A 22,467-nucleotide genomic window follows, 5' to 3' on the forward strand; every position below is an offset into this window, starting at 1 on the left:
GAAGTTCTGACATCTATCCAATCGCGCTTGAAAGCTGTATGTGTGATCCCCAACTAGTGCAGACAGGCGATAATCCGTCACAAAAGTTTATAAAAATGCGCTTACCACAACCAGACTAAGCGCAATATGAAAGGCGACATGATATGAGTGAGAATACATATGTACCCCCGAAGGTTTGGACTTGGGAACAGGAAAATGGTGGCGAATGGGCCAGCATAAATGCGCCAACAGCAGGTGCTCGTGAAGAAAAAGCATTAGAGGTTGGTAAGCACCCGTTTCAGCTTCATTCTTTGGCAACGCCCAATGGCCAAAAAGTCACGATCATGTTTGAGGAGCTTTTAGCACTTGGCGAAACAGGTGCTGAATATGATGCTTATCTGATTAATATTGGCAAGGGTGAGCAGTTTGGCTCGGGCTTTGTTGAGCTTAATCCGAATTCGAAAATTCCAGCCCTTGAGGATCGTTCAGGTAACGAGCCAGTGCGGGTCTTTGAATCAGGTTCAATTCTTGTTCATCTGGCTGAAAAATTTGGGCACTTTCTACCAAAAGAAGGTGCAAAGCGCACCGAAGTGATGAACTGGCTGTTTTGGCAAATGGGGTCAGCGCCATATTTGGGCGGTGGCTTTGGTCACTTCTATGCCTATGCACCAGAGAAATTTGAATATCCAATTGACCGCTTTACAATGGAAACCAAGCGTCAGCTTGATGTGCTTGATAAGCAATTGGCTGAAAACAAGTTTATCGCTGGTGATGACTATTCAATTGCCGATATTGCGATTTGGCCTTGGTATGGCGGCTTGGTCCTCGGCAAATTGTATAATGCAGCTGAGTTCCTAGATGTAAAATCTTATAAAAATGTTGTCCGCTGGGCAGAAGACATTGCAGCACGTCCAGCAGTCAAGCGCGGTATCATGGTCAACCGTTCATGGGGTGATGATAAATCCGAGCAATTGCCAGAACGTCATGACGCATCTGATTTTGAATTGCGCACGGCTGATAAACTCGAAGACTAATCCGGACACACTTTCAAAACAAACTTAAAGGCGGGAGAGCATTTCTTTCGCCTTTTTGTTTTTTCGACCAAAATTATAATTTTTAGGGAAATTATTGCCAAAATAGCCAAGAAAAGGGTGTGAAATAATCATCTTGGAATAAATTTGCTTTACTTATGGGAGTAATTCGTCTCAAGAATTGATGATGTCTGATCAATTTATTCCCAAAAATGACAACATATTGTTGGGCGCTGCACTGTTTTCAAGCGCTATGTTGATAATACCCGGCTTAGATGCCATCGCAAAATATCTCGCGCAGGATATGTCGCCGCTTTATGTCAGCTGGGCACGTTATCTTGCCGCTGCGATTATGATTGTTCCGTTTGGTATTCGAAAGTTCGGAACTGAAATTTTCCCCAAGCGGAATTTAAAATCGCATTTCATGCGCACTTTTTCATCGTAACTGCGATGCTGTTTTTCTTCGTATCTCTCTCCACAACACCATTGGCCACTGCGTCTGCCGTGACCATGATTGCGCCCATTATTGCAACGGTAGCAGCGGTTTATTTGCTCGGCGAGCGCTTCACCTGGCCAAAATTAATGGCTCTGGTTCTTGGATTTATTGGCGCAATGATCATCATTAATCCTACGGTAGAGATCCAAATCGGAACAGTTTTTGCGGCCCTAACCGGGTTGTTTTATGGTATGTATATTGTCACAACCCGCATGACAGCAAAACAAAGTGATCCATTAAAAACACTAACATTTCAATGTGTTGTCGGTGCGTTAATGCTCACACCATTGGCGCTTTATGCCTGGGATACCCCCACTCAAACCGAATTTTTGTTCATTTTGGCGATGGGTGTGGTCTCGCTGACGGCACATGGTTTGACTTTGCTCGCCTTTCAATATGCACAAACGTCAACTTTATCGCCGCTGGTTTATCTTGAAGTCGTTAGTGCTGTATTTTTAGGTTACATCATTTTTGCAGATGTACCGACAATCGGGTTTTGGATAGGTGCCGCATTCATTATAACGGGCGGTTTAAGCGCAACCATGGGACGGGCAAAATCCAAACCGTTGCGCTGATAAATTTACGCTAAATGTTTCTTCATGATCTTTAAGAAGGCTTGGACTTTCGGAGACCTGTGCAGATCAACATGGGTGAGGGCCCAGCTACGTGTCAGCCATTCCGCTTGCGGGGGCATGATCTCGATAATTTCATCATTTTGTTCGGCTTCTACAGTTGTTAAAAAACCAATCCCATTGCCTAAATGCACTGCGCGATTGTTGATGGGGATGTGATTGGATGTAAATGCCATGGCTTTGCGCGGGACATGATCAACCAGCCATTTAAGTGCAGGTGCGCGTGGGTTATCGATTTTCGTACCGACGAATTGGTGATTTGGAAAATCATCCATATCTTTGGGTTTGCCATATCTGTCGATATATTTTTGAGATGCATAAAGCCCCACCGGGATTTCAACAAAAGGCATAACCACATTATCCGGATCTTGAGGCTTTGGCCCCGCACGAAAGGCGATATGTGCCTCACCATATTCAAGTTTAACCAATGCATTACTGGCATGAAAATGTGTTGTGACTTGCGGATGATCTGCGCGAAAATCAGCGAGCATAGGCAAAATAGAATGCGCTAATGCATCAATCGACGTGACAACAAATTCACCGGTCAGCTCATCCGATGTTCGATTGGCAATGCGCTGTAATTGCGCAAATTGTTCGTCTGTCGCATCAGCAATGCGTAAAAGTTCACGGCCAAGTTCTGTGGACGTAAATCCCCGCGCGTGACGTTGGAACAGTTTACCGCCCAATTGAGCTTCTAGGGCATCGATATGTCGATTGACAGTAGCGCGATGTACACCAAGTTCTTCGGCCGCCTTGCTGATCGTACCTAACCGCGCCACACAGGCGGCGGTTCTGATCTCATTCCAATCGTCCATTTTTACATCCAATTTATATGTCGCAAAAATGCGCATATCATGCGCTTTTAGATATCTATGATATATAAATATTATATGCGATACAAGCGCCAACACAAAAGTTCTATGAAGGAAATTCGTTATGAAGGTACTTGCTTTCGCTGCCACAAACAGCAAAAATTCTATTAATAAACAATTGATTATCCATGCAACGGATGTCTTGAAATCAGATTTTGATACATCTGCCGAGATCGAAGTGATCGACCTTAATGATTATGAGATGCCGATTTATTCCATTGATCGTCAAAATGAAGATGGTGTGCATCCGTTGGCGCAAAAATTCTTTGACAAGATCACACAAGCTGATGCGATCATCATTTCGTTCGCCGAGTATAATGGCAACTTTACCAGCGCTTATAAAAATGTCTTCGACTGGGCGTCTCGCATTAAAATGGCGGTGTTTCAGGATAAGCCGGTGATGCATATGTCCGCATCCATCGGACCAAATGGCGGTGCTAATGTCTTGTCGATCGCAGATAAATCAGCGCCATTCTTTAAAGCAGATCTAAAGGGGAGTTTCTCAGTTGGACCATTCTCCGAAAAGTTCGACACAGAAGCAGGTGTTTTAAAAGACGCAGAACTTGCGGCCAAATTGCGTGATGGTTTGGAAGCATTGGTTAATGCGCATTACAAAGACGTCAAAATCGCTAGCTAAAAATTAGAATTTGGCAGACTGGCCTGATCCGGCAAAACATGGTCTGCTCACTCTAACAACCTTACGAATTACGAAACAAGCGCGCCACAATTCGGCGCGCAATCGGCGCGAAAAATAGAACAGATGGGAAAGCGACAGCCCAAGCCCATACCCATGCATTAAGCCAATATCCGCCAAATCCATCTACAAAACCCGTGGTGCGTAAAAGCGTAACGCCCGACACCAGCGCCGACATAAAGCCTGACAAGATCAAACCAAACAAAATCGGTTGTAGTTTAGGATGCAGTTTCATGGGCGTGCTTTCTCAGTATGTGGATTTGTAATGATCTTAGCGAGCTCCTTCTGTTATAGCTATCCCGGAGGTCTATGATTTTTCGGTAAAAACCTGACAATTGATCGAAGCAATTACTTCCCAAACACCCCGGCATCGATCATTTGTTCGAACATATCGATGACTGCAATTTCTGCATTGCGGTAATTCATGCCAAGCTTTTCTTTAGATTTGGAATTGTCCGCCTGCCAAGCATGTCCGATATTTTTGGAAATCATCTCGCGGGTGAAGGCTTTGTTGAAAATAGGCCCAAAAGCCCATAGCAGCCATTTGGGTGCGGTTGACTTAGGGAAGGGCCATTCGCTACCGAATTTCTTTTCAAGCACCTGACCAATCTCAAGCATAGACATGGTTCTGGCGCAGATGATGTGTCGCCCTTCGGTTTCGTTTGTATAGCCTGCAATAAGATGCGCATCCGCCACATCACGCACATCCACAATGCCAATTTCAAATTTAGGCACGCCATATTTCATCGTGCCATCCCCAAATTGTTTAAGGATTGAAACGCTTTCAGAATTTGGTTGTAAGGTAACGCCCGGACCCATCACCAAAGATGGATTGATCGTCACCATAGACCATCGGTCTTGCGCATTGGCGATGTCCCATGCGGTCTTTTCAGCCTGTGTTTTGGAATAGGAATACGGCTGGTGGGTAAGGCTTGAAGATGTGTTCCATATCTCTTCGGTCAATTTGCCATCTGGCATCTCCAAACAATCAGCCGCATCGCCGTAGATCGCAGCGCAGGAGGATGTAACGACGATACGCACAACGCTATCAATGCGGTTAGCACTTTCCAGCACATTGCGCGTGCCTTTCACCGCAGGATCAACAAGCTCGGTTTGTGCATCTTTAAATTTGGACGTGAAGGGCGAAGCGGTGTGAAAAACAATTCCGCAGCCTTTCATCGCTTCATCAAAAGAACCTTCGTCTAAAAGATCAGCTTTGAAAATTTTCAATTGATCTGGATTTTCTTTACAAAGCGCGGTGAGATGCGCATATTTCGCCTTATTTTTGGGATCACGCACAGCGGCATGAACAGTTACACCTTGCTCTAACAGACCTTTGACAATCCAACCCGCAATATAACCTGTTGCACCCGTGACAAGGGCAGGCATTGAAGTGTCGAAATTGGGAGTGGTCATAATAACCTCATATGGGTATTTGCAGAATGCGCGTATTTGGCGCTATGGATGTTTTGGAGAAATATCAAGAAGTGAACCAAATGACCACCATCATCATACAGAACGAAAAGAAATCCGATGCGAAGGCAATTTATGACTTAACCGCCATCGCGTTTGAACCAAAAGCGTATAGCGATGGGTCAGAAGCGCCATTGGTTGGTCAGCTTCGTGAGGATGGCGATCTTTCGATTTCGCTCGTTGCTATGAAGGGTGATAAGTTGGTTGGCCACATTGCGTTTTCACCTATCACCATCAATGGCGAGCATGATCAATGGTTTGGCTTAGGACCGATTTCTGTGCATCCCGATGTTCAAAAACAAGGTATTGGCAGCAAGCTTATCAAAGAAGGCTTTGTACGGTTAAAACTATTGGGCGCAAAAGGCTGCGCCCTTATTGGTGATCCCAAATATTACAAACGTTTTGGTTTTGAAAATGATGGAAGATTGGAATATCCCAACGTGCCGAAAGAAGCGGTGATGTGGGTTGGGTTTGACGCTGTGCCACCACATGGTTTGTTGAAATTTCCGCCATCTTTTGGCGAATAATTTTTATAATTCCAGCTCCCAGTTTTGGCGGTTAAGTTTGGCGCCAAACACATCCATCTCTGTCTCATTGGTTAATTTAAATCCGGCAGCGGCATAGATTTTGCCCGCTGATTCTTGAATGGAATGCGTCCACAATACCAAACGCTTATAGTCTTTTTGGCGCGCAAATTTAATGCATTCAGAAACAAGTCTTGAACCAATACCAAGACCGCGTGCCTCAGGTTCCACATAAAGCAAACGTAGTTTTGCTGTCTCTTCATCACCTTCGGTCACAAAAATTGACCCGGCGACTTGCCCTGCATGTTCTGCAATCCAGCATCGCTCGCGTTTTGGATTATAGTTTTTCAAATAATCGGCAACAATTTCTGCAACAACGCCCTCAAATGAAACATCCCAATTTTGTTCCTCAGTGTATAAAACACCATGGCGATGAACGACCCAGCCCATGTCACCAGGTTCTGGATCGCGCAGAATGTATGATGGGTCGGCCTCCGGTGATCCCAATAGCTTTTGTATGTTGTCCATCGAGCGGATCAGCTGGCGACGCTGGGTTTCAGATAATGGCGTTAAAATATCTTCCACTTGATTGGAGGAAAGCTCTTCAAGACCATCCTCAACGCGTTTGCCTTCTTCCGTGAGTGATAATACCAAACGCTTGCCATTTTTTGGGTCAGGGGTTTTTTGAATAAGATTTTTGTCCTCCAGTGAGGAGATCAAACGGCTGAGATATCCACGATCCAGTCTAAGGATTTCCATTAGATCCGCAGCGGCTAAGTTATCATTGTGATTAAGCTCATACATCAGCCGCACCTGCACGAGCGAAAAATCAGATTTGAGCAATCCTTCATCCAATGCGCCGACAAGCCGCGTGTGAAAGCGGTTAAACTTTCGAACATCGAGCGTCTGAGATTGAAGCGTTTGAATTGTCATTTTACACCTATATTGCTAAAAACATCTTATATGTTGCTTTTGTCAACATATAAAGAATAATGATATGAATGCAAGGAATAAAATCACCACTGTTTATTTTAGTGCGCTTGGCTATGATGCAGCCTTGTACCTAATTCAAACAAGGATTCGCTCTCATGGCCGCTTATATACTCGTCGACACTCAAATTGAAAACGCAGAGGCCTATGAGGAATATAAGGCGTTGGCGCGGCCTATTGCGGAAAGTTATGGCGGGAAATACCTAACCCGCGGTGGGCCTATGGACATTATTGATAACGATTTATGGTCGCCAACGCGCATTGTTCTGATCGAATTTCCAGATATTGAAAAGGCGCGCAGCTTCATGAATAGCGAAGCATACGCGCCTGTGCGTCCTTTGCGGGAGAATAACGCAAAATGTACGCTTGTCTTGTTAGAAGGGCTCTAGTCAAGCCCTTTAGCTAACGGCAGGGCTGGTTGGCCGATCGCTATAGTTTTTCCAAATGCGATAACCTTCAAGCGCTGCCAATGGGGCAAAATGCACGAGCGCTGGTCCAAACTCATTATGGACAAATATCCAGTGAACGAGTGTGAGTACAGCTGCTGGATAGACCCATCTTTGCACCTGTTTCCAGCGACCTAAGAGCCATTTCTGGGATGCATCGTTACTGGTTGCCGCTAGTGGAATGAAGATTGCAAATGCGACCCAGCCCGTCCAGATGCCCAGTTCGGTAAACTCAGCCAGCATTGGTGAAATACCGCCTTTGTCGATGATATAAAACCATGTGTGAAGTGCTGCATATCCAAAAGAGGCAACGCCAATCCATCGGCGTCGTTTGGAAAGCCAGAACAGCCATTTCGCTTTCGAAAATATCATCCGCAAAGGTGTGATCATCATCGTGATGATGAGGAACCTTCCGGCAAATTCACCCGTTGGATGCAACATGTCATGCGCAGAGATCGAGCCATTGGTATAGCCGATCATGAGACCCATGGCAGGAAGCGCTAAAACCGCCCATGTGATCACTGTTGAAATATATGATGTTTTCATAATCTTTGTCCTCTGATGGGCAAAATATATGAGGGAAAACACCAAATCAACGAAAAAACATAATATTTACAATACTTTACATGGTAGAAACAAAAGTTCACAGCAGTCTGCACCAATCAGCACACTTGTGTAAATCTTCTCCTTTAGATATTGCGTATAAAGGTCAAAGCGCAATACCAATTGGATAAAGATGTATATTTCTGTCACCGGATTAAAAATTAAACGAACCTGGTTGTATCCTTGGCACTTATTTTTGTTTTGGCGACATGCAACGCCCGCATATCAGCAGGCTCGTGTGGCACCGGGTAATAAAAAAGCGCTGGCCTTCTCAAAAGATGGCTATCACCACACAATCACTGTTTGGAAAGACCAAGATGCCATGCGATCCTTCATTTATGATGGTGCACATATGAAGGCAATTGGCATATTTGGTAAGATCGCCACTGGTAAAACCATTGGCTTTGAAGCAGACAAATATCCTGGTCGTGCCAAAGCTTTAGAAATCTGGCACAACGAAGGGCGATCGTATTAGGTGCTATTTTATTCTAAGCTCGAGTGATCCGGCCAGAAAAACAACCCCGCTCTGCATTATGCGCGTCAATATGAACAACGTTGTCATTAGAAAGCAGTTTTAAAACCTCGGTTTTAATATCATCGCCCTTTGCAAGGGTTGCATCCACAATCATACCATTTTGATCAAAGCCACGCAGCGATAATAATCTACGATACATGACCTCCGGGATTTCGTTTTTTGCGTGATAAGCGCCCTGCGCATTTTCATGCACAAAAATGGCATGGGTCGCACGATAGGGGGAGTTTTTGGCCATGCTGGTGTGATTTAGTAAAAGCAAGCTCTCACCAATTTCGGCGTCACGCATTTCTATGCGATCAGGAAATCCAGGTGTTTCGTCGCAAGTATACCGTTTCACCCCATGCTGCTCCAGTTCTTCATCCGACAATCCAAACAGATGTGAAAATTCCTCAACCGGTAGCCCATTAATCTCAAAATTCATCGCTCTATCTCCTTCTTTGTCAGAAAGTGATAGGTAAAACGAAAATAATCAGCCACCCGTTTCATGCATTTAGTTTTTAACGCCCGCTGGCAATCGCCAATCCGTCGACAATTGCAGTAAAGGCGTTGGAATATTTTAGCTCAGCCTTGGGGAACATGGGTGCAATTGCTTGTTCGACATTTTGCATGAGACTTGAACCACCTACAAAGATCACCTTGTCCACTTGTCCGGGGGATAAATTGGTATTCTCAAATGTCGCTAAAGCGGCGCTGGCGATTTTTTCCGTATGTCGTTGTAACGATGCATAGAGTTGTTCGCGGCTGAGAGAGGCTTCCAGTTCCTGTTCGATGAATTTGAGATCAATCACGCTTTGGCCAGTGGTATTGGTCTGGATTTTCCCAGTCTCAACCGCAAAGGCAATGTCATGGCCAAGTTCTTCTTCAAGAACACTAACAAGCCGCGAGAACGGGTGTGGTTCAAGTGCCAGTTTTTGTAAATCTTCCGCCAATTCACGAGATTTTGGCACGTAGAGTGACGGTATTTTCTCCCATGTCGCTAGATCATGATAGATATGATTAGGCGCGGGCAGGGTCTCCTTGCCCCATTCACGGTGGATGAGTTGCTGATAGCCTAGAAGAGGCATCACATGGTCAATTGACAAGGAGCGGTCAAAATTCGTCCCACCAACGCGAACGCCGTTGCATGCGATCACTTCAATGCCATTATTGCTTTCACGGAAAAGGCAATAGTCAGATGTGCCACCGCCAATATCTACAATCAAAGTCAGCGCGCCATTTGAGAAACCACCATTTGCAATTGCTGCAGCTTCGGGTTCAAACATAAAATCAACATGTTCGAAGCCAGCTGCCAGATAACATGCGGTTAAATCTTCAATCGCGCGGTTGTTCTTCTCGTCACTTTCAGAGTGAAAATAGACCGGGCGTCCGGACAAAGCATGGGTAAATTCTTGGCCCGTTGTCGCTTCAGCGCGGGTTTTAACCTCCTTGAGGAAATAGGAGATGACATCGACAAAAGTCATCACTTTGCCCCACATATAGCGGCGTTCGTGCATTAAAGATGTACCAAGAACGCTTTTAAGCGCGCGCATATATCGCCCTTCATCTCGACCGATCAGCGAGGCATTGGCAGCGCGGCCAAAACGGAGTTCTTGTTCTGCGCTATCGAAGAAAATGGAGGTGGGTAAAGTGTCGTTGCCATCTTCAATGGCAATCAGCTGTGGCTTACCGTCAATTGCATAACCAACGGCTGAATTGGACGTGCCAAAATCTATCCCCAAAACATGGGGTTTTAAAAGTGTAGTCATTTTTATAAATCGCCTCGGAGCAGTAAGGGATTAAGAGAGAAGCGCGGGTGTAGCTGATTGGCCTTGTATAGGCAAGTGGAACGTTGAAATAAATCCAATCAGTTTACTTATCAGAAGCGCCCAATGCTTTCACAATAGAATCCAGCACATTGTAGAGGACTTCAATTGAATATCCGACCACGAATGCTAAGGCTGCAGGTGTGAGTGATGCGACAACACCTGTTGTATCGGCTGTTGAAAACCAACTTATGACAATGCCACCAACAACCCCCAGCGTGAGGCGATAGGAGTAGGTGCTTGATTCATAGGGTCTATATTGCCCTGAATTTAGGCTTGCGCTGGTGCGCCTCAAGATGAAGACAGTCACACCCAAGAGTGAGGTGAAAAGCGGCAATAAATACGAGGATATCAATTGATTGATTAATCCCTGATGTGCCTCTATTTGCGCACGATGCAATAAAACACTGGAGAATTGTATTTGTTCTGTCGTTGGAACACGTCCACTTCGTGCGAATGAAGCCGTATTTAACTGCAATAGCTCCAATGCACTGAGATTATATTCAATATGATCATTAATTTCGCGAATTGCATCCTGACTAAGGCTATTCAATATAGCTTCAAGTCCATTCCCATCAGTGGGAGGACCAATGAATGTTTGAGTTTCATTGCCTTCAGACCCAGTGATATCGCCAAAATTCAGTGGATTGCTTTTTGTTGCTTTGTTAATGCCATCCAGTCGTGTGCCGGCAAAAACCTGCGCTTCAATCAGTTGGCGTTCATCGGTTAAGACTTTGTTTGTCGAAAGATAAGATGAAGTGAGCGAAACATAGGTCAGCAAAATTAAGGTAAAGACAAAGCTCGTCAGGCTGGTCCAGCGAATTTTGACAATATCATTCAAGCTGCGTTTATATTCAACCCGCTCACGTGTGTCAGCTCGACTGCGATCAAGCATATAATTGCGAAACTTAAGTGCTTCAATCTGCACAGGTTTTGCATGTGTTGCGAGTTGGGAATAGTTGCTCCAGAAAACCGGTTCTTCAGACGAATCCAATTTTCCACTTCGGGCTTTATCCAAAATATTGAAAAAATCGTTCGTCGTAATCGTGTCAGGCAAATTTCCTTTAGACGACAAATAAGACACAAGTTCCGAAGCATTGTCACATGCTTCGCGTAGTCGCCTGCGATCAGCGGGTTCTTTTGGGTGTGCATTTGAGGTCGAAACTGTCTCAGATGTTTGCGATTGAACATCTGAATTTGGTGGATCAACTGAATTATCCCGAACATCTATGTCGCTATCTTCAGTCATTCTGTAACCGTAAATTCAAACGAACATTTCGGGTCAGCGCCAGATTTAATTAAACAAATCTGCTGGCCATCCTGATAAATGACCAATGCATACTGCCCTGGTTTCACAAAGGCTTGTTTTCTGATCCAAAAACGCCAATCGAAACGCCCAGCATTGTTTTGTGCTTCGTTATATGCATTTCGTCGATCGATACCGCGTATTGCGATATCGCTATATTTTGCAAAGCCACCATCACCTTTTCGAAAATATCTTGCCACAAAAGAGTTTCGTGCAAGCGATGATGCGGCATATTTTGTTGAACCCTGCAGGCGAAACCAAAATTGAGCATGTTGACCGCTTTTAAGAACGATTGGTTCACTCAAATCATTGAGATCTGTCGGGCAATCAGAACTATCGAGCGATACACGGAACTCGGAAAAATATACGTCAGCATTTGAGCTAAAAACGATGTCGTGCGGCCTGCATTCTTGCTCATAAGCCGCCTGACCATATGCGTTTTGTGAGCTCAGCATAACTATGAAAAGCCCAACAAGCATTACAACGAATTCTGAAGTCGTTTTATGCATTTTTTTCTCCAACCCAATAAAACTAAAACAGCTTTTGGATGTGTGTCAAGTTTGATGCATTTATTAAGTGTATTTGACACGTTGGTCATTTTAATATAACCATTTAGTTATGGAACAAATTGGTTATATACATAATCCGGCATCACCGACGAATTTGGATGCGATTTTTTCAGCGCTAGCGGATCCCACCCGACGCGCAATTTTATCGCGTTTGACTGAAGGTGAAGCTTCTGTGCAGGAGCTTGCAAAACCGTTTGAGATGAGCCAACCTGCGGTATCAAAACACCTTAAAGTGCTGGAAAGAGCAGGGCTTGTTGAGCGAGACATCGATCAGCAAAGACGCCCAGCACGGTTAAGAGCTGAGAATATGGCCATCGCTGCGGATTGGCTTGAGACTTATAAGAAATTCTGGGCCAGAAGCTTTGATCAGCTCGATGGTCTTCTGGAAGATATGAAAAACGACAATGATTAGACAAAAGAGCAGGGCGTAACTCATGACACAATTACCAAAATTTACGATGGAACGCGTATTTGATGCACCATTAGAGCTTGTGTGGAAGGCTTGGACGGATCCAGAACTGTTGGCAAGATGGTATGGGCCGGGGGTTGAAACCGTAATCCATGAATTTGATTTAAAAGTCGGCGGTGTCTGGCGCAATGAAATGCGCATGAAGGGTAAAGATGGATCACCCATGTCCGACTTTTCTCAAATGACATTCACTAAAGTAGATCCAAAAACCAATATCGATTTTGAGCTAGCGTCCACGGACCAAGACTGGACACCGCAACCAAGTCAAATGATGCCGGATTGGCCGCGTCTATTTGATACAAAGTTCGTCTTTGAAGAGGAAGGCGCTCAAACTAAGGTCACCATCACCCAAGTGCCGTTAAATGCCACAGAAGCTGAAATCGCTTGCTTTGCTGGCATGGTTGATCATATGGGCCACGGTTGGGGCGCAGGTTTCAATGTTATTGCTGATATCGTTGCAGAGCTTCAGGGTTAAGGTGCGGACATGATCAAAAAATTATTGCTATCTGTACTTTTCATCCTAGCAGTTGGGGTCTTCTACCTCTTTACCCAATCACAAAACCTGATGGAAATTGAAAGCGAGATTGAAATCGCGGCACCTGTCGACAAGGTTTGGGAGGTGATTACCAATATTGAAAAATGGTCCGACTTTAATTCAGCAATTCATGCATCGAGCGGTGTTGCAAGTCTTAGTTCAGTTCACTCGGTTACCATGCGCGGTGAAAATCCCGGTGAGATCGGTCCGCAATATGCGCCAGAAATCATCTCAATTAATGAAGGCAAATCTTATCGTTGGCGTGCCGTCATGGGTGCAGGCATCATCTTCACAAATGACAAAGTGTTTGAATTGCAAGCAACAGATAATGGCACCTTGCTCAAGCATAATGAAGTGTTCAACGGTATGATGTTGCCCTTGATGAAAGGGTTCATGCAAGATGGCGTACCGCCAATTTTAGACGAGATGAACCAGGCGTTTAAGGTTGAAGCAGAGAAGTAGTTTTGAAATTGACTTCTGATCGGCTGATCACTTCAAAGAAAGGTTATGTTCTTCATAGGCCTGGTTAAACGTTGAATTGAGCATGATGAAAGTCGTGAGCGGACCAGATAGTTTTGAGGCTTCTATCTGTCCTGCAATTGCAAATAGTTCTTGCTTGCAACGAATGGTTGGCCAATGGATGAATTCTTGTTCTTCGAAATCAGAATTTATTTTAGCGATAACATCTTCGATGCCATCTACATATGGCAAATGGGGAGCATTCGTTTCCTTTAAAACTGTTCGAAATGCGTGGATTAATTTTTGTTTGCCGAAAAGGTAGTAAGCAACCCATGATCTCGTGAAGTTTAAAAGTGCGAGTACAATTTTCAAACCTTGTACCATAAAGAACAACAAAACAAATTCGCTAATATTAAATTCAGAAAAGATATTGAAGGCGAGATAAATTAGGACTGCCTCGATCGCAATTGAGAGTATTGCTCCCTTTAAAAAGCCTAGTACGATGCGCATAATTCATCTCTTCGTGATATCCATTTTATGGTTGTGTAGAGTTAATAGTGCAATTATTAGTAGGGTGCAACCTTGTGCGACCGCCAGATTTTTCTTAGATAAGGTTTTTAGTTTCACCAATAAAAAAACCAATGCTTCTAAATGGCGGTAAAGAAGCATTGGTCTGATATGCCCAGATCATAAATGCGCAACAAGTGGAGGGGGATACTTGGTTTTGCGCGTCTGGGGTTTCTGCAAGGGAGGGGACCTTACAGAAAACTGGAGATCTCTAATTCATCTTAACGTCGATAATGGTGTCGAGGATAAGATTTTATACGAACCGGTACCGCTTTGCGGCCATTAAAATAGCCCAGTCGTTGTGGCTGGTTAGTGCCTGAAAGCTCAGACACAAAGCACTCAAATTTACGATACGCACTTGTTACTGATGTGATGACAAATTTAAACATTTTGTGGTCCTGTTTATAGTCTTTCAGTTCATGCTTTTGGTATTCTTACGTAGTGAAAAATTAAGTGGATCATTTCACATTATAAGAAAACCGTTTATTTCTTTACACCGAGATAAGCCTGGTCACCCCAGAGTTTCTTCACGGTTTGGTCGCGTCCGCAACGGAAACGGTAATACCTGTAGCGAACGGGATTCTTCTTATAGTAATTCTGGTGATAATCTTCTGATTTCCAAAATTTGTCATTGCCGCGGATCACTGTTGCAATATCTTGTCCCAGTGCTTCACCTGCCTCTAAAATTGCTTGCTCTGCAAGTTTTGCTTCTTCAGCATTTCCGGCGAAAATTGCAGTTGTATAAGCGTGTCCTCGGTCACAGAATTGCCCACCAGCATCTGTTGGATCCACGGTTCGGAAGAAGATTTTCAACAATTGCGCATAATTAATAGCAACCGGATCATAGTCAATCCGCACGCTTTCAATATAGCCCGGGTGGTTGCGGTAAGTTGGGTTTTCAATCTCACCACCTTGATAGCCGGATTCAACTTCTTTCACACCATCAACATTTTCAAAGTCTTTTTCAATGCACCAAAAACAACCACCTGCGAAGTAAGCGGACTTTGTTTCCGCAATGGCCGATTGGCCGGATAGTGCTGTGATGGAAAATGCCAAAGCTGCCAATGTGGCTTTTGCTGATGATGATTTAAAGCTCATTCTCTAATCCTTGAATGTATTCCTCGTTAAATTGAATATAGGATCGCGCAGCAGAAATTAAAATTAACGTATTTGCACAAAAACGTGAGCGTGCGTGTGATCGGTAAAATCCAATAGTCAAAATCGCTGGTTTCCCTTTCAATTGCCTGTTTTTCAATGGTAGTAACGTATCAATGAGCAAAAAGGTTTCAAAAGAATGCGTTTGTTAAACATCTTCATAAAAGCAGTTTGTGTGAGTTGCTTGCTGATTATCCCAAGCATCGGTAACGCAAATGAGAAAGTTACCGGCCTGTTTGAAGCACAAGACGCGTGTGAAGCAACTCAAAGGCTCAATTCGGGCAATCCGGGTAATATAAAGCTTAAGGTTGGCGAGATTTATGATCTCTTGGCGATCAACAGCGCTGAACCAAGTCATTTTTTACTTGAAATTCCAAACGCGCCAGAGGTGAGTAAACGTTGGGTTGGTGTTGAATGTGGTGAAGCGGCTCTAGATGACGCTGAACGTGTGTTGACTTTAAAACCTCTTAGCGATGCACAACGTCAGGCAGCTATAGCGCGGGATCAAAAGCAGGACAACAAGCAATCGAGCATGCAACCACTACAAGGGATTGAGCGCGGTAGCATCGAAAATCTAATGGCTGCATCTTGGTTGCCAACCTTTTGCCTTTCAAGTGCAGGCCAACGTGCAAATGAATGCAAGAATTTAAACAGTCGAGATGTCTATGCGCGTCAGTTTTCAATTCATGGTCTTTGGCCCAATGACTTAGATGATGATGCGATCTATCCCTGCTATTGTCATTTAAACAAACCGCTGAAATGCAATGAACGCCGCAAACCTTTTGCATCAATTGATCTACCCGCTGATTTGCGCAATGCTTTACAAAGCAAAATGCCCGGCATTCAGTCAGGATTTTTGCATCGTCATGAATGGACCAAACATGGCACTTGTTATGAGAAATATAATTCAGGTGATGATCAAGGCTCGGATGCAACAGAATATTACCGCGATACAATTCTCATTCTTGACCAGCTCAATGGGTCAAAGGTTGGGCAATTGTTTAAAAACAATATCGGGCGCGTAATATCTGATAATCAGATTTACACCGCTTTTGATCAAGCATTCGGCAAGGGCGCTTCCGACAAAGTCTTCATCGATTGCAAGCGAGTTCGTGGCGAATGGTTGATCTCCGAACTCTTTATCGGTCTGGGTGGTGAGATTAAAGAGGGGACAAAGCTTAAAGATCTGATCGCCGCTTCCCCCACGCGTGATACCTATTCCAGTAAAACAAGCTGCCGCCGTGGCAAAGTGACTGCTGTTCAATAGGGTTTGTGGGAGATGAAAACACATTCTCCACATGCATAGCTCATAATTTTTGCAACCCCTTGCAAGAGTTTAGAAATTGAGTGATAGTTGCCCTTGGGAGAGGTTTTTAGTTGGTTGAGGTCGCATTTTCGCTCGAAATGGCCGTTGTATTGGCTCTTTTGGCATTTACCGTCATTTTATTTGTTTCTGAAATTATCAGGATTGACCTTGCTGCCATCATTGTGATGGTGGTCTTGGGGCTGCTTAGCCAACTTCCAGAGCTGCAAAACCTAGCTGATGTTAATCACTTGTTTGATGGCTTTGCATCAAACGCGGTGATCTCGATTGTGGCGGTAATGATCATTGGTGCAGGGCTTGATAAAACTGGCATCATGAGCAAGGTTGCTGCCGCAATTTTGCGTCGCGGCGGGACAACAGAAGCACGCATTATTCCAATTATTTCAGGCGCAGTGGGCGTAATTTCTTCATTTATGCAAAATGTAGGTGCTGCAGCATTGTTTTTACCTGTCGTCAGCCGAATATCGGTTCGAACAGAAATCCCCTTAAGCCGATTGTTAATGCCGATGGGTTTTTGCGCCATTTTAGGCGGCACCATGACGATGGTAGGATCATCTCCGCTTATTTTGCTCAATGATTTGATTATCGGCGCCAATGATACATTGCCAGCTAACGCTCAGATGCAAACCTTTGACCTTTTTTCAGTCACGCCAATTGGTATCAGTCTGGTGATCACAGGTATTATTTATTTCATGATTTTTGGGCGATGGATTTTGCCATTTAAAGGCGATCGCAAAGATGGCACCAGCGGGCAGTCATTGAAAGAATATGTGAAGTCACTTTACGGGTTGAATACTGATATTTTTGAGATCACCATTCCAGCGGGACACCGTGTTGAAGGTCAAACAATTGATGACATGATGAGCAAATATCACATGTATATCATTGGCACAGCTTATCGCGGTAAACGATGGTTTGCCCCTGTTATTCAAACACCGATTACAACGCCATGTCGGATCGCAGTTTTAGGCCGCCGTGAAGTCATCGAGCAAATGATAGAAGAAGAGGGCTTTATCAATCACAACGGGCTTGATGTTTTTGCAGAAGATTATGCACCAACAGTTTCAGGTGTTGCGGAAATGGTTATTCCGCCTGGGTCGAAAGTAATTGGCAAATGCGCCCACGATTTAGTATTTCGCACGACCTATGGCGCAAGTTTATTAGGTGTGCATCGCAACGGAGATACATTGTCTTATGTACAAACAGAAGATCATGAATCTACCCGCGTGGGCGAAGTGCCGTTTGAAGCGGGCGATACGCTTGTAATCCACGTGACTTGGCAATCACTAACTCGGCTGACACGTGATCGTGATTTTGTGGTGGTGACAAGTGACTTCCCGCGTGAAGAGCTGCGACCTTCTAAATTGGGTTTGGCATTGTTGTTTTTCTTAACAGCGCTGGCATTAATATTGTTCACCGACATTCGATTGTCATTGTGCCTTTTGGTTGGTGCCGCCGGAATGATTGTCACTAGAGTGATAGATATCGATGAGGCATATCAAGCCATCAGTTGGAGTACGGTTTTCTTGCTAGCTAGTTTGATCCCGTTAGGGCAGGCTGTTCAATCAACAGGGACAGCTGCATGGATCGCAGATCAGATTTTGATCCTGCTTCATGGTTGGCCCCTCTGGGCACTACAAGCAGGCATAGCCGTATTAGCCACCATTTTTACGCTGATTATGTCAAATGTCGGTGCAACAGTTTTATTGGTGCCTCTTGCTGTGTCGATAGCTATTGCTGCAGGCGGTGATCCGGCGATCTTTGCGCTGACAGTTGCAATTTCAACATCCAATTCATTCCTCATTCCAACCCATCAGGTAAATGCATTGATTATGGGCCCCGCGGGTTATCGTGTAGTTGATTTTGTCAAAAGCGGCGGCATCATGACTATATTATTCTTGATCGTTTCGCTGACTGTGATGAACTTTGTGTTTTAAAGATCTGGTGTCTTTACTGCTTGAGCTTAAACATTGGTTCTTTCAGCAGTGCCAATTGAAACTTGCCAATTTCTTTAAACCCGATGGCTTGATAAGCCTTTTGTGCCGCTGGAACATCCGTAAATAGGATCGACTTTTGAACTCCCTGCGCTTTTGCACGTTCAAGTGTGCGGGCAACCAAATGTCGCGCATAGCCATTATTTCTATGTTCAGGCGGTGTCCAAACCGGGCCGACTTGAACTATTTCGGGTAATTGCGCATTAAAACCGGAAAGCGCAACAGGCACGCCTTTCGCCTCTAAAATCCAGCAATTATCACCGTTAATGCGATCATAAGCGGTTTGTGTGGACATCTCGTTGAGTTTTTCATCATCTGGGGTGCCAAGAGCTTCAATCTCATACCCGCGTGTCCATTCTTTGAGGATGTCAAAGTGGCGTTCGGTGATCTCAACCATCGCAAGGGATCTGTCTTTTGCATGCGGAATATGAAGTTGGCTTAATTCCAGTGACATTAGACTGTCAGTGGCGTTTAAAGCAAATTTTTCTTCGGCGATTGCCAGACGTTTTAAGATATATTGACCTTGGCATGCATCACCTACGACGGCTTTCACAGGGCGCGATATATTTGAAATAAGTTCGTTATAAAGCAGTGAAAGTACATCTAAGTCGGGCGCCTGCATCATGAGAGTCCCATTCCAGTAATGGGCAATCACACCGATCAGCTCACCATTGCTAAACGCCCCTAAATAATCCCCTTGATAAGCCTCACCCTGATTTTCCAGGCCTACTTTTTCCATGTTCGAACGCAAAAACAACGACGTTTCAATATACTTATTGAGAAAAGTTTTGGTGACAGCCTCATCCTGATTATCAAGCAACCTGATAATCATTTTTTTGCGTCCTTGCCCTTTTCGATTTTGTCCTCTGCTTCATTGTCCGTTTCTGCGGTGCGATGTTTCTCCTCAAGAAAAGCCGAAATCTTTTCCATTGATCGACCGGATAATACGGGTGTTTGAGGGGTGCTGCCGCGCAATGGGTTTGATAATATAAATCTTGCTTTGTCCGCTGCTACAACAGCTCGGCGTTTGCTCATCCGATAAACCGCATAAACCACGATGACGATATGCGCCAATAATATTATGTAGAACATACCTTGTGGCCCATAAAGTGACATAAATCCACCCGCAATGAGCGGCCCTGATACCGTGCCGACACCCTGCAATAAGAGCAGGCCACTGGTGACTTGCAATGCAGACCCAGCTTTCGCGTGATCGTTAGCGTGCGCAATTAGAATAGGATACATGACAAAAATCAATGCGCCAAAGCCAGCCGCTTTTGCAATTAATATTGTTGGATTTGTTGTTGTGACTGCAATGAACATAATGTCCGCTATGATTGCTAAAACGCCAACAATTAACAGAACATAGCGGCGGTCCATATGATCAGATGCATAGCCAACCGGTATCTGCGATAAAGCGCCAGCTAAAATTGGAGCGGACATGAAAAGGGATATCGCACCAACAGAAAGCCCAACATCACCTGCATAGACCGCGCCTAATGTTCCAAATGCACCATTTGAAACACCAACACACACGACAGCAACGACGGCAATAGGTGAGTTCAGCCACAACGCTTTTAAATCAAGCTTTGCCTCAGACAATGGTGCAGGGGCGGACGACGCAGAAACCGCGGTGGGAAGCAAGGCCAGCGAATAAAACACCGCACCGATGATGAAAACCTCGAGGCCAATTGTGCCACTTGCAGCGATAGAAAGCTGACCCATGGTACTGCCAAGCAGGTTGATCATGGTATATGTTCCGAAGACCGAACCACGTTGTTTAGGCTCCGTGGTGCTCGTTAGCCAGCTTTCAACAATCATGGCAGCACCGGCAAAAGCAAAGCCGGAAAGCGAGCGAAGGATGATCCATGAAGCTGGAAAAATGATCAGCGCGGAGAGCAAAATTGATAGGGATGCAACTGCCGCCATAACACTAAAAGAACGAACATGACCAACTTTTGCCACAAGACGCGGGACATATAAGCAACCTGCGATATATCCGACTGCCCAACTCGTACCGATTAAACTGAGACTGAAAGCAGAAAAACCTTCTGCAGCGCCGCGCACGGGAAGAATAAGGCCGTTTAAACCGCCAGCAAAGAACAAAAAGCCCGATCCAATAAGGAGGGCCGAAAGTGAAAAGATTTTATTTTTCATTGTACTATTTGTCGAAAAAAAGCGTGATCTTGGATCAAATCACTACACTAGAAGGAAGTTTAGACCCATTAGAGATTTAATCAAGCTAGAATGTGACCGAAGTTGAACTGTTTTTGAGTCTTGTTTATTTGCCGGATGATTGCGCATGTCTGTATAGAAAAGTCTTGCGCGTGTATAATTTTTAAATTACAATTTATAAGTTATTTTAATTCACATATGCATCTATAAAGTTAAGCGAATGCAAAGACTAAAGACGAGTTTAGCAGCCACTAGATCTGGATATTTAGCAGCCTTGGCGGGAGCTTTGGGCGGGTGTATAGGGAGTTATCTTAAATATGGTTATTTGGAAGCAGAGACCATATCGGAGTATGCCACGGTTGCTTTAGTTTTATCAATTATCATAACTTTTCTACATCTCATTCTCGTCAGGAAATCTTAAAAAAAAACACCCAAATCCGGCGGCGGATTTGGGTGTTATAGTTGGGTCAAAACAACTAAATGAGGTCTAACGTTGTTTTGGCCTTCAGCAAACAGCTTGTGATCACATTAAAGGTGTAGAAAATCCTATGTGATCATCGAAACCTGCTGAGAATGCCCTATAACAGCTAGCTTCGATTGCAACATCGCTTTTGTGGCTAACGACGCTGCGGGCGACAGGCTGTTTGTTGATCTGGTGTTAACACGCATTGGCCGGAAACTTGACCGCGTGGTGTCGTCATGGAGCAAGAATTGCCAACGGCTTTGCTTGCACATGCGGCAAATGCAAATTGTGGCGGACCGCGACGCCCTCCATTATGGTTTTCGCGCGGGTTGTTACGCTCAGTGTTTCCAAGATTAACGTGTTCAGAGCGATTATCTCTCTTGCCAAAAAGCTTGCCAAGGCGTTGGCCTAAACCATTACCTTTGCGCTCACTTTGTCCGCCTTGATCAGCTCTTTGACCACCACCTTGGGTGAAGTGGGGAGAAATCTCACCATAGGCGCAGCGGGGAAAAAATGGGTAGGTATCTGTGGCAAAATATACATATTTGCCATTCAATGTTCCACCATTGCAAAGGTCAAGATTACCTGATCCAGCAACAAATTCAAAGTCTTGATTATAGGTGCCGTCATATTTGCCACCTGGTGCTGTGCTGCGTGTGCCTGATTTCAATTGCCAACTCGGGTTTGCACCAGCGCCGACATAATGGATTTCGTGACCATCCGCAGCATAGCCAATTAATGTCCCTTGCGCAGAAGCTAAAATTCCGTCTGATGGGGCGTGGTAGTGATATTCCCCATCAGGACCAACATGCGCATTGTTGCTATCAAGGCCGAGTGCTTCGCGTGCACCTACGCCATCAAGGTTCCAGCCAGATGAACGATCTCGTGAGTGCCCTCGGGAGGAAGAGCCGTCATACCAGTCAGCTGTGCCGGGTCGAATGATGACACCATTTAGTGCAAAGCCAATGGTTCCGCGCATGTCTTTTGGCGTTGACCCTTTCACAGGTGTTGCATCAACACATAGCTTTATCGTTTGTGCTGAAATGGCATTTGGGTTGCCGCTATTTGGAAAATTGCCTGTATCATGATCAGGAATATTATTTGATGTGACACATCGTTGCCCACTCTCTTGGCTAATGCTCACACTGTTTGACGCGGCAATGGCTTGCGCGCTTAGAGCACCGACTGCAATACCAGTGACCGCAAGTGCCACAAATTTTGTTCTCTTATGCATGGGCTGCTGGGGTCTATGTTTCATGGCTGTTTCTCACTTCAAACTTGATTGAAAACGATCGAATGCGAAGGGGTGTCGCGTTTCTATGACAATCATGATGATTGGCGAGCGTGGTGCCAGTTTGCAGAAAATATGTAGTA

General features: G+C 44.7%; 26 protein-coding genes. 12 read left to right on the plus strand and 14 right to left on the minus strand.

All coding sequences use genetic code 11. The features are described 5' to 3' along the window. The first annotated feature begins 143 nt into the window (after positions 1-143). The 3 genes from yghU (at position 144) to ACZ1GZ_RS09750 (ending at position 2,081) form a co-directional block, all read left to right on the plus strand. Positions 144-1,013, plus strand: a complete 870-nt coding sequence (yghU, locus tag ACZ1GZ_RS09740; protein ID WP_472664655.1) for a glutathione-dependent disulfide-bond oxidoreductase — start codon at positions 144-146, stop codon at positions 1,011-1,013. A gap of 184 nt (positions 1,014-1,197) precedes the next feature. Next, positions 1,198-1,455 (plus strand): hypothetical protein, encoded by a 258-nt coding sequence (locus ACZ1GZ_RS09745; protein WP_472664656.1) that lies wholly within the window; start codon positions 1,198-1,200, stop codon positions 1,453-1,455. A 5-nt stretch (positions 1,456-1,460) separates the two neighbouring features. Next, positions 1,461-2,081, plus strand: a complete 621-nt coding sequence (locus ACZ1GZ_RS09750; RefSeq protein ID WP_472664657.1) for a DMT family transporter — start codon at positions 1,461-1,463, stop codon at positions 2,079-2,081. A gap of 5 nt (positions 2,082-2,086) precedes the next feature. Here the strand turns inward: ACZ1GZ_RS09750 and ACZ1GZ_RS09755 are convergent, their stop codons facing one another. Next, a complete protein-coding gene (locus ACZ1GZ_RS09755) occupies positions 2,087-2,953 on the minus strand; it encodes a LysR family transcriptional regulator (protein ID WP_472664658.1) in 867 nt (288 codons plus the stop codon). A gap of 121 nt (positions 2,954-3,074) precedes the next feature. Here ACZ1GZ_RS09755 and ACZ1GZ_RS09760 point away from each other — a divergent pair, with 121 nt between their 5' ends. After that, positions 3,075-3,647, plus strand: a complete 573-nt coding sequence (locus tag ACZ1GZ_RS09760; protein ID WP_472664659.1) for an NADPH-dependent FMN reductase — start codon at positions 3,075-3,077, stop codon at positions 3,645-3,647. Between the two features lie 61 nt (positions 3,648-3,708). Here the strand turns inward: ACZ1GZ_RS09760 and ACZ1GZ_RS09765 are convergent, their stop codons facing one another. Together ACZ1GZ_RS09765 and ACZ1GZ_RS09770 are read right to left on the minus strand one after the other, a co-directional pair. Next, positions 3,709-3,939 (minus strand): DUF2798 domain-containing protein, encoded by a 231-nt coding sequence (locus ACZ1GZ_RS09765; protein WP_472664660.1) that lies wholly within the window; start codon positions 3,937-3,939, stop codon positions 3,709-3,711. A 113-nt stretch (positions 3,940-4,052) separates the two neighbouring features. Further along, positions 4,053-5,120 carry an NAD-dependent epimerase/dehydratase family protein gene (locus tag ACZ1GZ_RS09770; protein WP_472664661.1) on the minus strand — a complete coding sequence of 356 codons (1,068 nt, stop codon included), beginning with the start codon at positions 5,118-5,120 and terminating at the stop codon, positions 4,053-4,055. Positions 5,121-5,209: 89 nt separating this feature from the next. Between ACZ1GZ_RS09770 and ACZ1GZ_RS09775 the strand changes: the two genes are divergently transcribed. Then, on the plus strand, positions 5,210-5,704 hold the full coding sequence (locus ACZ1GZ_RS09775; RefSeq protein ID WP_472668278.1) for a GNAT family N-acetyltransferase: 495 nt from the start codon (positions 5,210-5,212) through the stop codon (positions 5,702-5,704). Positions 5,705-5,707: 3 nt separating this feature from the next. Here the strand turns inward: ACZ1GZ_RS09775 and ACZ1GZ_RS09780 are convergent, their stop codons facing one another. After that, on the minus strand, positions 5,708-6,634 hold the full coding sequence (locus ACZ1GZ_RS09780; protein ID WP_472664662.1) for a bifunctional helix-turn-helix transcriptional regulator/GNAT family N-acetyltransferase: 927 nt from the start codon (positions 6,632-6,634) through the stop codon (positions 5,708-5,710). A 155-nt stretch (positions 6,635-6,789) separates the two neighbouring features. Between ACZ1GZ_RS09780 and ACZ1GZ_RS09785 the strand changes: the two genes are divergently transcribed. Continuing rightward, on the plus strand, positions 6,790-7,080 hold the full coding sequence (locus ACZ1GZ_RS09785; RefSeq protein ID WP_472664663.1) for a DUF1330 domain-containing protein: 291 nt from the start codon (positions 6,790-6,792) through the stop codon (positions 7,078-7,080). A 9-nt stretch (positions 7,081-7,089) separates the two neighbouring features. On the opposite strand, the gene ACZ1GZ_RS09790 is transcribed toward ACZ1GZ_RS09785, so the two are convergent. Beyond that, positions 7,090-7,683, minus strand: coding sequence for a protein-methionine-sulfoxide reductase heme-binding subunit MsrQ (locus ACZ1GZ_RS09790; RefSeq protein ID WP_472664664.1), 594 nt, complete (start codon positions 7,681-7,683; stop codon positions 7,090-7,092). 253 nt (positions 7,684-7,936) lie between these two features. Between ACZ1GZ_RS09790 and ACZ1GZ_RS09795 the strand changes: the two genes are divergently transcribed. After that, positions 7,937-8,215 (plus strand): hypothetical protein, encoded by a 279-nt coding sequence (locus tag ACZ1GZ_RS09795; RefSeq protein WP_472664665.1) that lies wholly within the window; start codon positions 7,937-7,939, stop codon positions 8,213-8,215. A 13-nt stretch (positions 8,216-8,228) separates the two neighbouring features. Here the strand turns inward: ACZ1GZ_RS09795 and ACZ1GZ_RS09800 are convergent, their stop codons facing one another. The 4 genes from ACZ1GZ_RS09800 to ACZ1GZ_RS09815 all read right to left on the minus strand — a co-directional run bounded on the left by ACZ1GZ_RS09800 (position 8,229) and on the right by ACZ1GZ_RS09815 (position 11,892). Further along, positions 8,229-8,696, minus strand: a complete 468-nt coding sequence (locus ACZ1GZ_RS09800; protein WP_472664666.1) for a DUF1203 domain-containing protein — start codon at positions 8,694-8,696, stop codon at positions 8,229-8,231. Positions 8,697-8,772: 76 nt separating this feature from the next. Continuing rightward, positions 8,773-10,020, minus strand: a complete 1,248-nt coding sequence (locus ACZ1GZ_RS09805) for an Hsp70 family protein (protein WP_472664667.1) — start codon at positions 10,018-10,020, stop codon at positions 8,773-8,775. Between the two features lie 103 nt (positions 10,021-10,123). Next, entirely contained in the window at positions 10,124-11,326 is a 1,203-nt protein-coding gene (locus ACZ1GZ_RS09810) for a hypothetical protein (RefSeq protein ID WP_472664668.1), read from the minus strand. Beyond that, entirely contained in the window at positions 11,323-11,892 is a 570-nt protein-coding gene (locus ACZ1GZ_RS09815; protein WP_472664669.1) for a hypothetical protein, read from the minus strand. The genes ACZ1GZ_RS09810 and ACZ1GZ_RS09815 overlap by 4 nt, the downstream gene beginning before the upstream one ends. Before the next feature lie 109 nt (positions 11,893-12,001). On the opposite strand from ACZ1GZ_RS09815, the gene ACZ1GZ_RS09820 reads away from it, so the two are divergent. The 3 genes from ACZ1GZ_RS09820 to ACZ1GZ_RS09830 are packed head-to-tail and all read left to right on the plus strand — an operon-like array spanning position 12,002 to position 13,418. Further along, complete coding sequence (locus ACZ1GZ_RS09820; protein ID WP_472664670.1) at positions 12,002-12,364, plus strand: ArsR/SmtB family transcription factor; 363 nt, start codon at positions 12,002-12,004, stop codon at positions 12,362-12,364. A 22-nt stretch (positions 12,365-12,386) separates the two neighbouring features. Beyond that, a complete protein-coding gene (locus ACZ1GZ_RS09825; RefSeq protein WP_472664671.1) occupies positions 12,387-12,896 on the plus strand; it encodes an SRPBCC family protein in 510 nt (169 codons plus the stop codon). 9 nt (positions 12,897-12,905) lie between these two features. Beyond that, positions 12,906-13,418: an SRPBCC family protein gene (locus ACZ1GZ_RS09830; RefSeq protein WP_472664672.1), complete on the plus strand. Its 513-nt coding sequence runs from the start codon at positions 12,906-12,908 to the stop codon at positions 13,416-13,418. Positions 13,419-13,445: 27 nt separating this feature from the next. On the opposite strand, the gene ACZ1GZ_RS09835 is transcribed toward ACZ1GZ_RS09830, so the two are convergent. Together ACZ1GZ_RS09835 and msrA are read right to left on the minus strand one after the other, a co-directional pair. Next, entirely contained in the window at positions 13,446-13,925 is a 480-nt protein-coding gene (locus tag ACZ1GZ_RS09835; protein WP_472664673.1) for a hypothetical protein, read from the minus strand. 540 nt (positions 13,926-14,465) lie between these two features. Continuing rightward, positions 14,466-15,080, minus strand: a complete 615-nt coding sequence (gene msrA, locus ACZ1GZ_RS09840; protein ID WP_472664674.1) for a peptide-methionine (S)-S-oxide reductase MsrA — start codon at positions 15,078-15,080, stop codon at positions 14,466-14,468. A gap of 196 nt (positions 15,081-15,276) precedes the next feature. On the opposite strand from msrA, the gene ACZ1GZ_RS09845 reads away from it, so the two are divergent. Together ACZ1GZ_RS09845 and ACZ1GZ_RS09850 are read left to right on the plus strand one after the other, a co-directional pair. Beyond that, on the plus strand, positions 15,277-16,404 hold the full coding sequence (locus ACZ1GZ_RS09845) for a ribonuclease T2 family protein (RefSeq protein ID WP_472664675.1): 1,128 nt from the start codon (positions 15,277-15,279) through the stop codon (positions 16,402-16,404). A 110-nt stretch (positions 16,405-16,514) separates the two neighbouring features. Continuing rightward, on the plus strand, positions 16,515-18,398 hold the full coding sequence (locus ACZ1GZ_RS09850) for an SLC13 family permease (protein WP_472664676.1): 1,884 nt from the start codon (positions 16,515-16,517) through the stop codon (positions 18,396-18,398). Between the two features lie 13 nt (positions 18,399-18,411). Here ACZ1GZ_RS09850 and ACZ1GZ_RS09855 read toward each other — a convergent pair whose 3' ends face one another. From ACZ1GZ_RS09855 to ACZ1GZ_RS09865, 3 genes are all read right to left on the minus strand, one after another. Beyond that, the gene (locus ACZ1GZ_RS09855) at positions 18,412-19,287 is read right to left on the minus strand and encodes a GNAT family N-acetyltransferase (RefSeq protein WP_472664677.1); all 876 of its coding nucleotides are present in this window, start codon (positions 19,285-19,287) and stop codon (positions 18,412-18,414) included. Then, a complete protein-coding gene (locus ACZ1GZ_RS09860) occupies positions 19,284-20,612 on the minus strand; it encodes an MFS transporter (RefSeq protein WP_472664678.1) in 1,329 nt (442 codons plus the stop codon). The genes ACZ1GZ_RS09855 and ACZ1GZ_RS09860 overlap by 4 nt, the downstream gene beginning before the upstream one ends. A 635-nt stretch (positions 20,613-21,247) precedes the next feature. After that, positions 21,248-22,351 (minus strand): YHYH protein, encoded by a 1,104-nt coding sequence (locus tag ACZ1GZ_RS09865; protein WP_472664679.1) that lies wholly within the window; start codon positions 22,349-22,351, stop codon positions 21,248-21,250. Positions 22,352-22,467 lie beyond the last annotated feature (116 nt).

This window comes from Lentilitoribacter sp. JB5-8 (genome assembly GCF_055693385.1).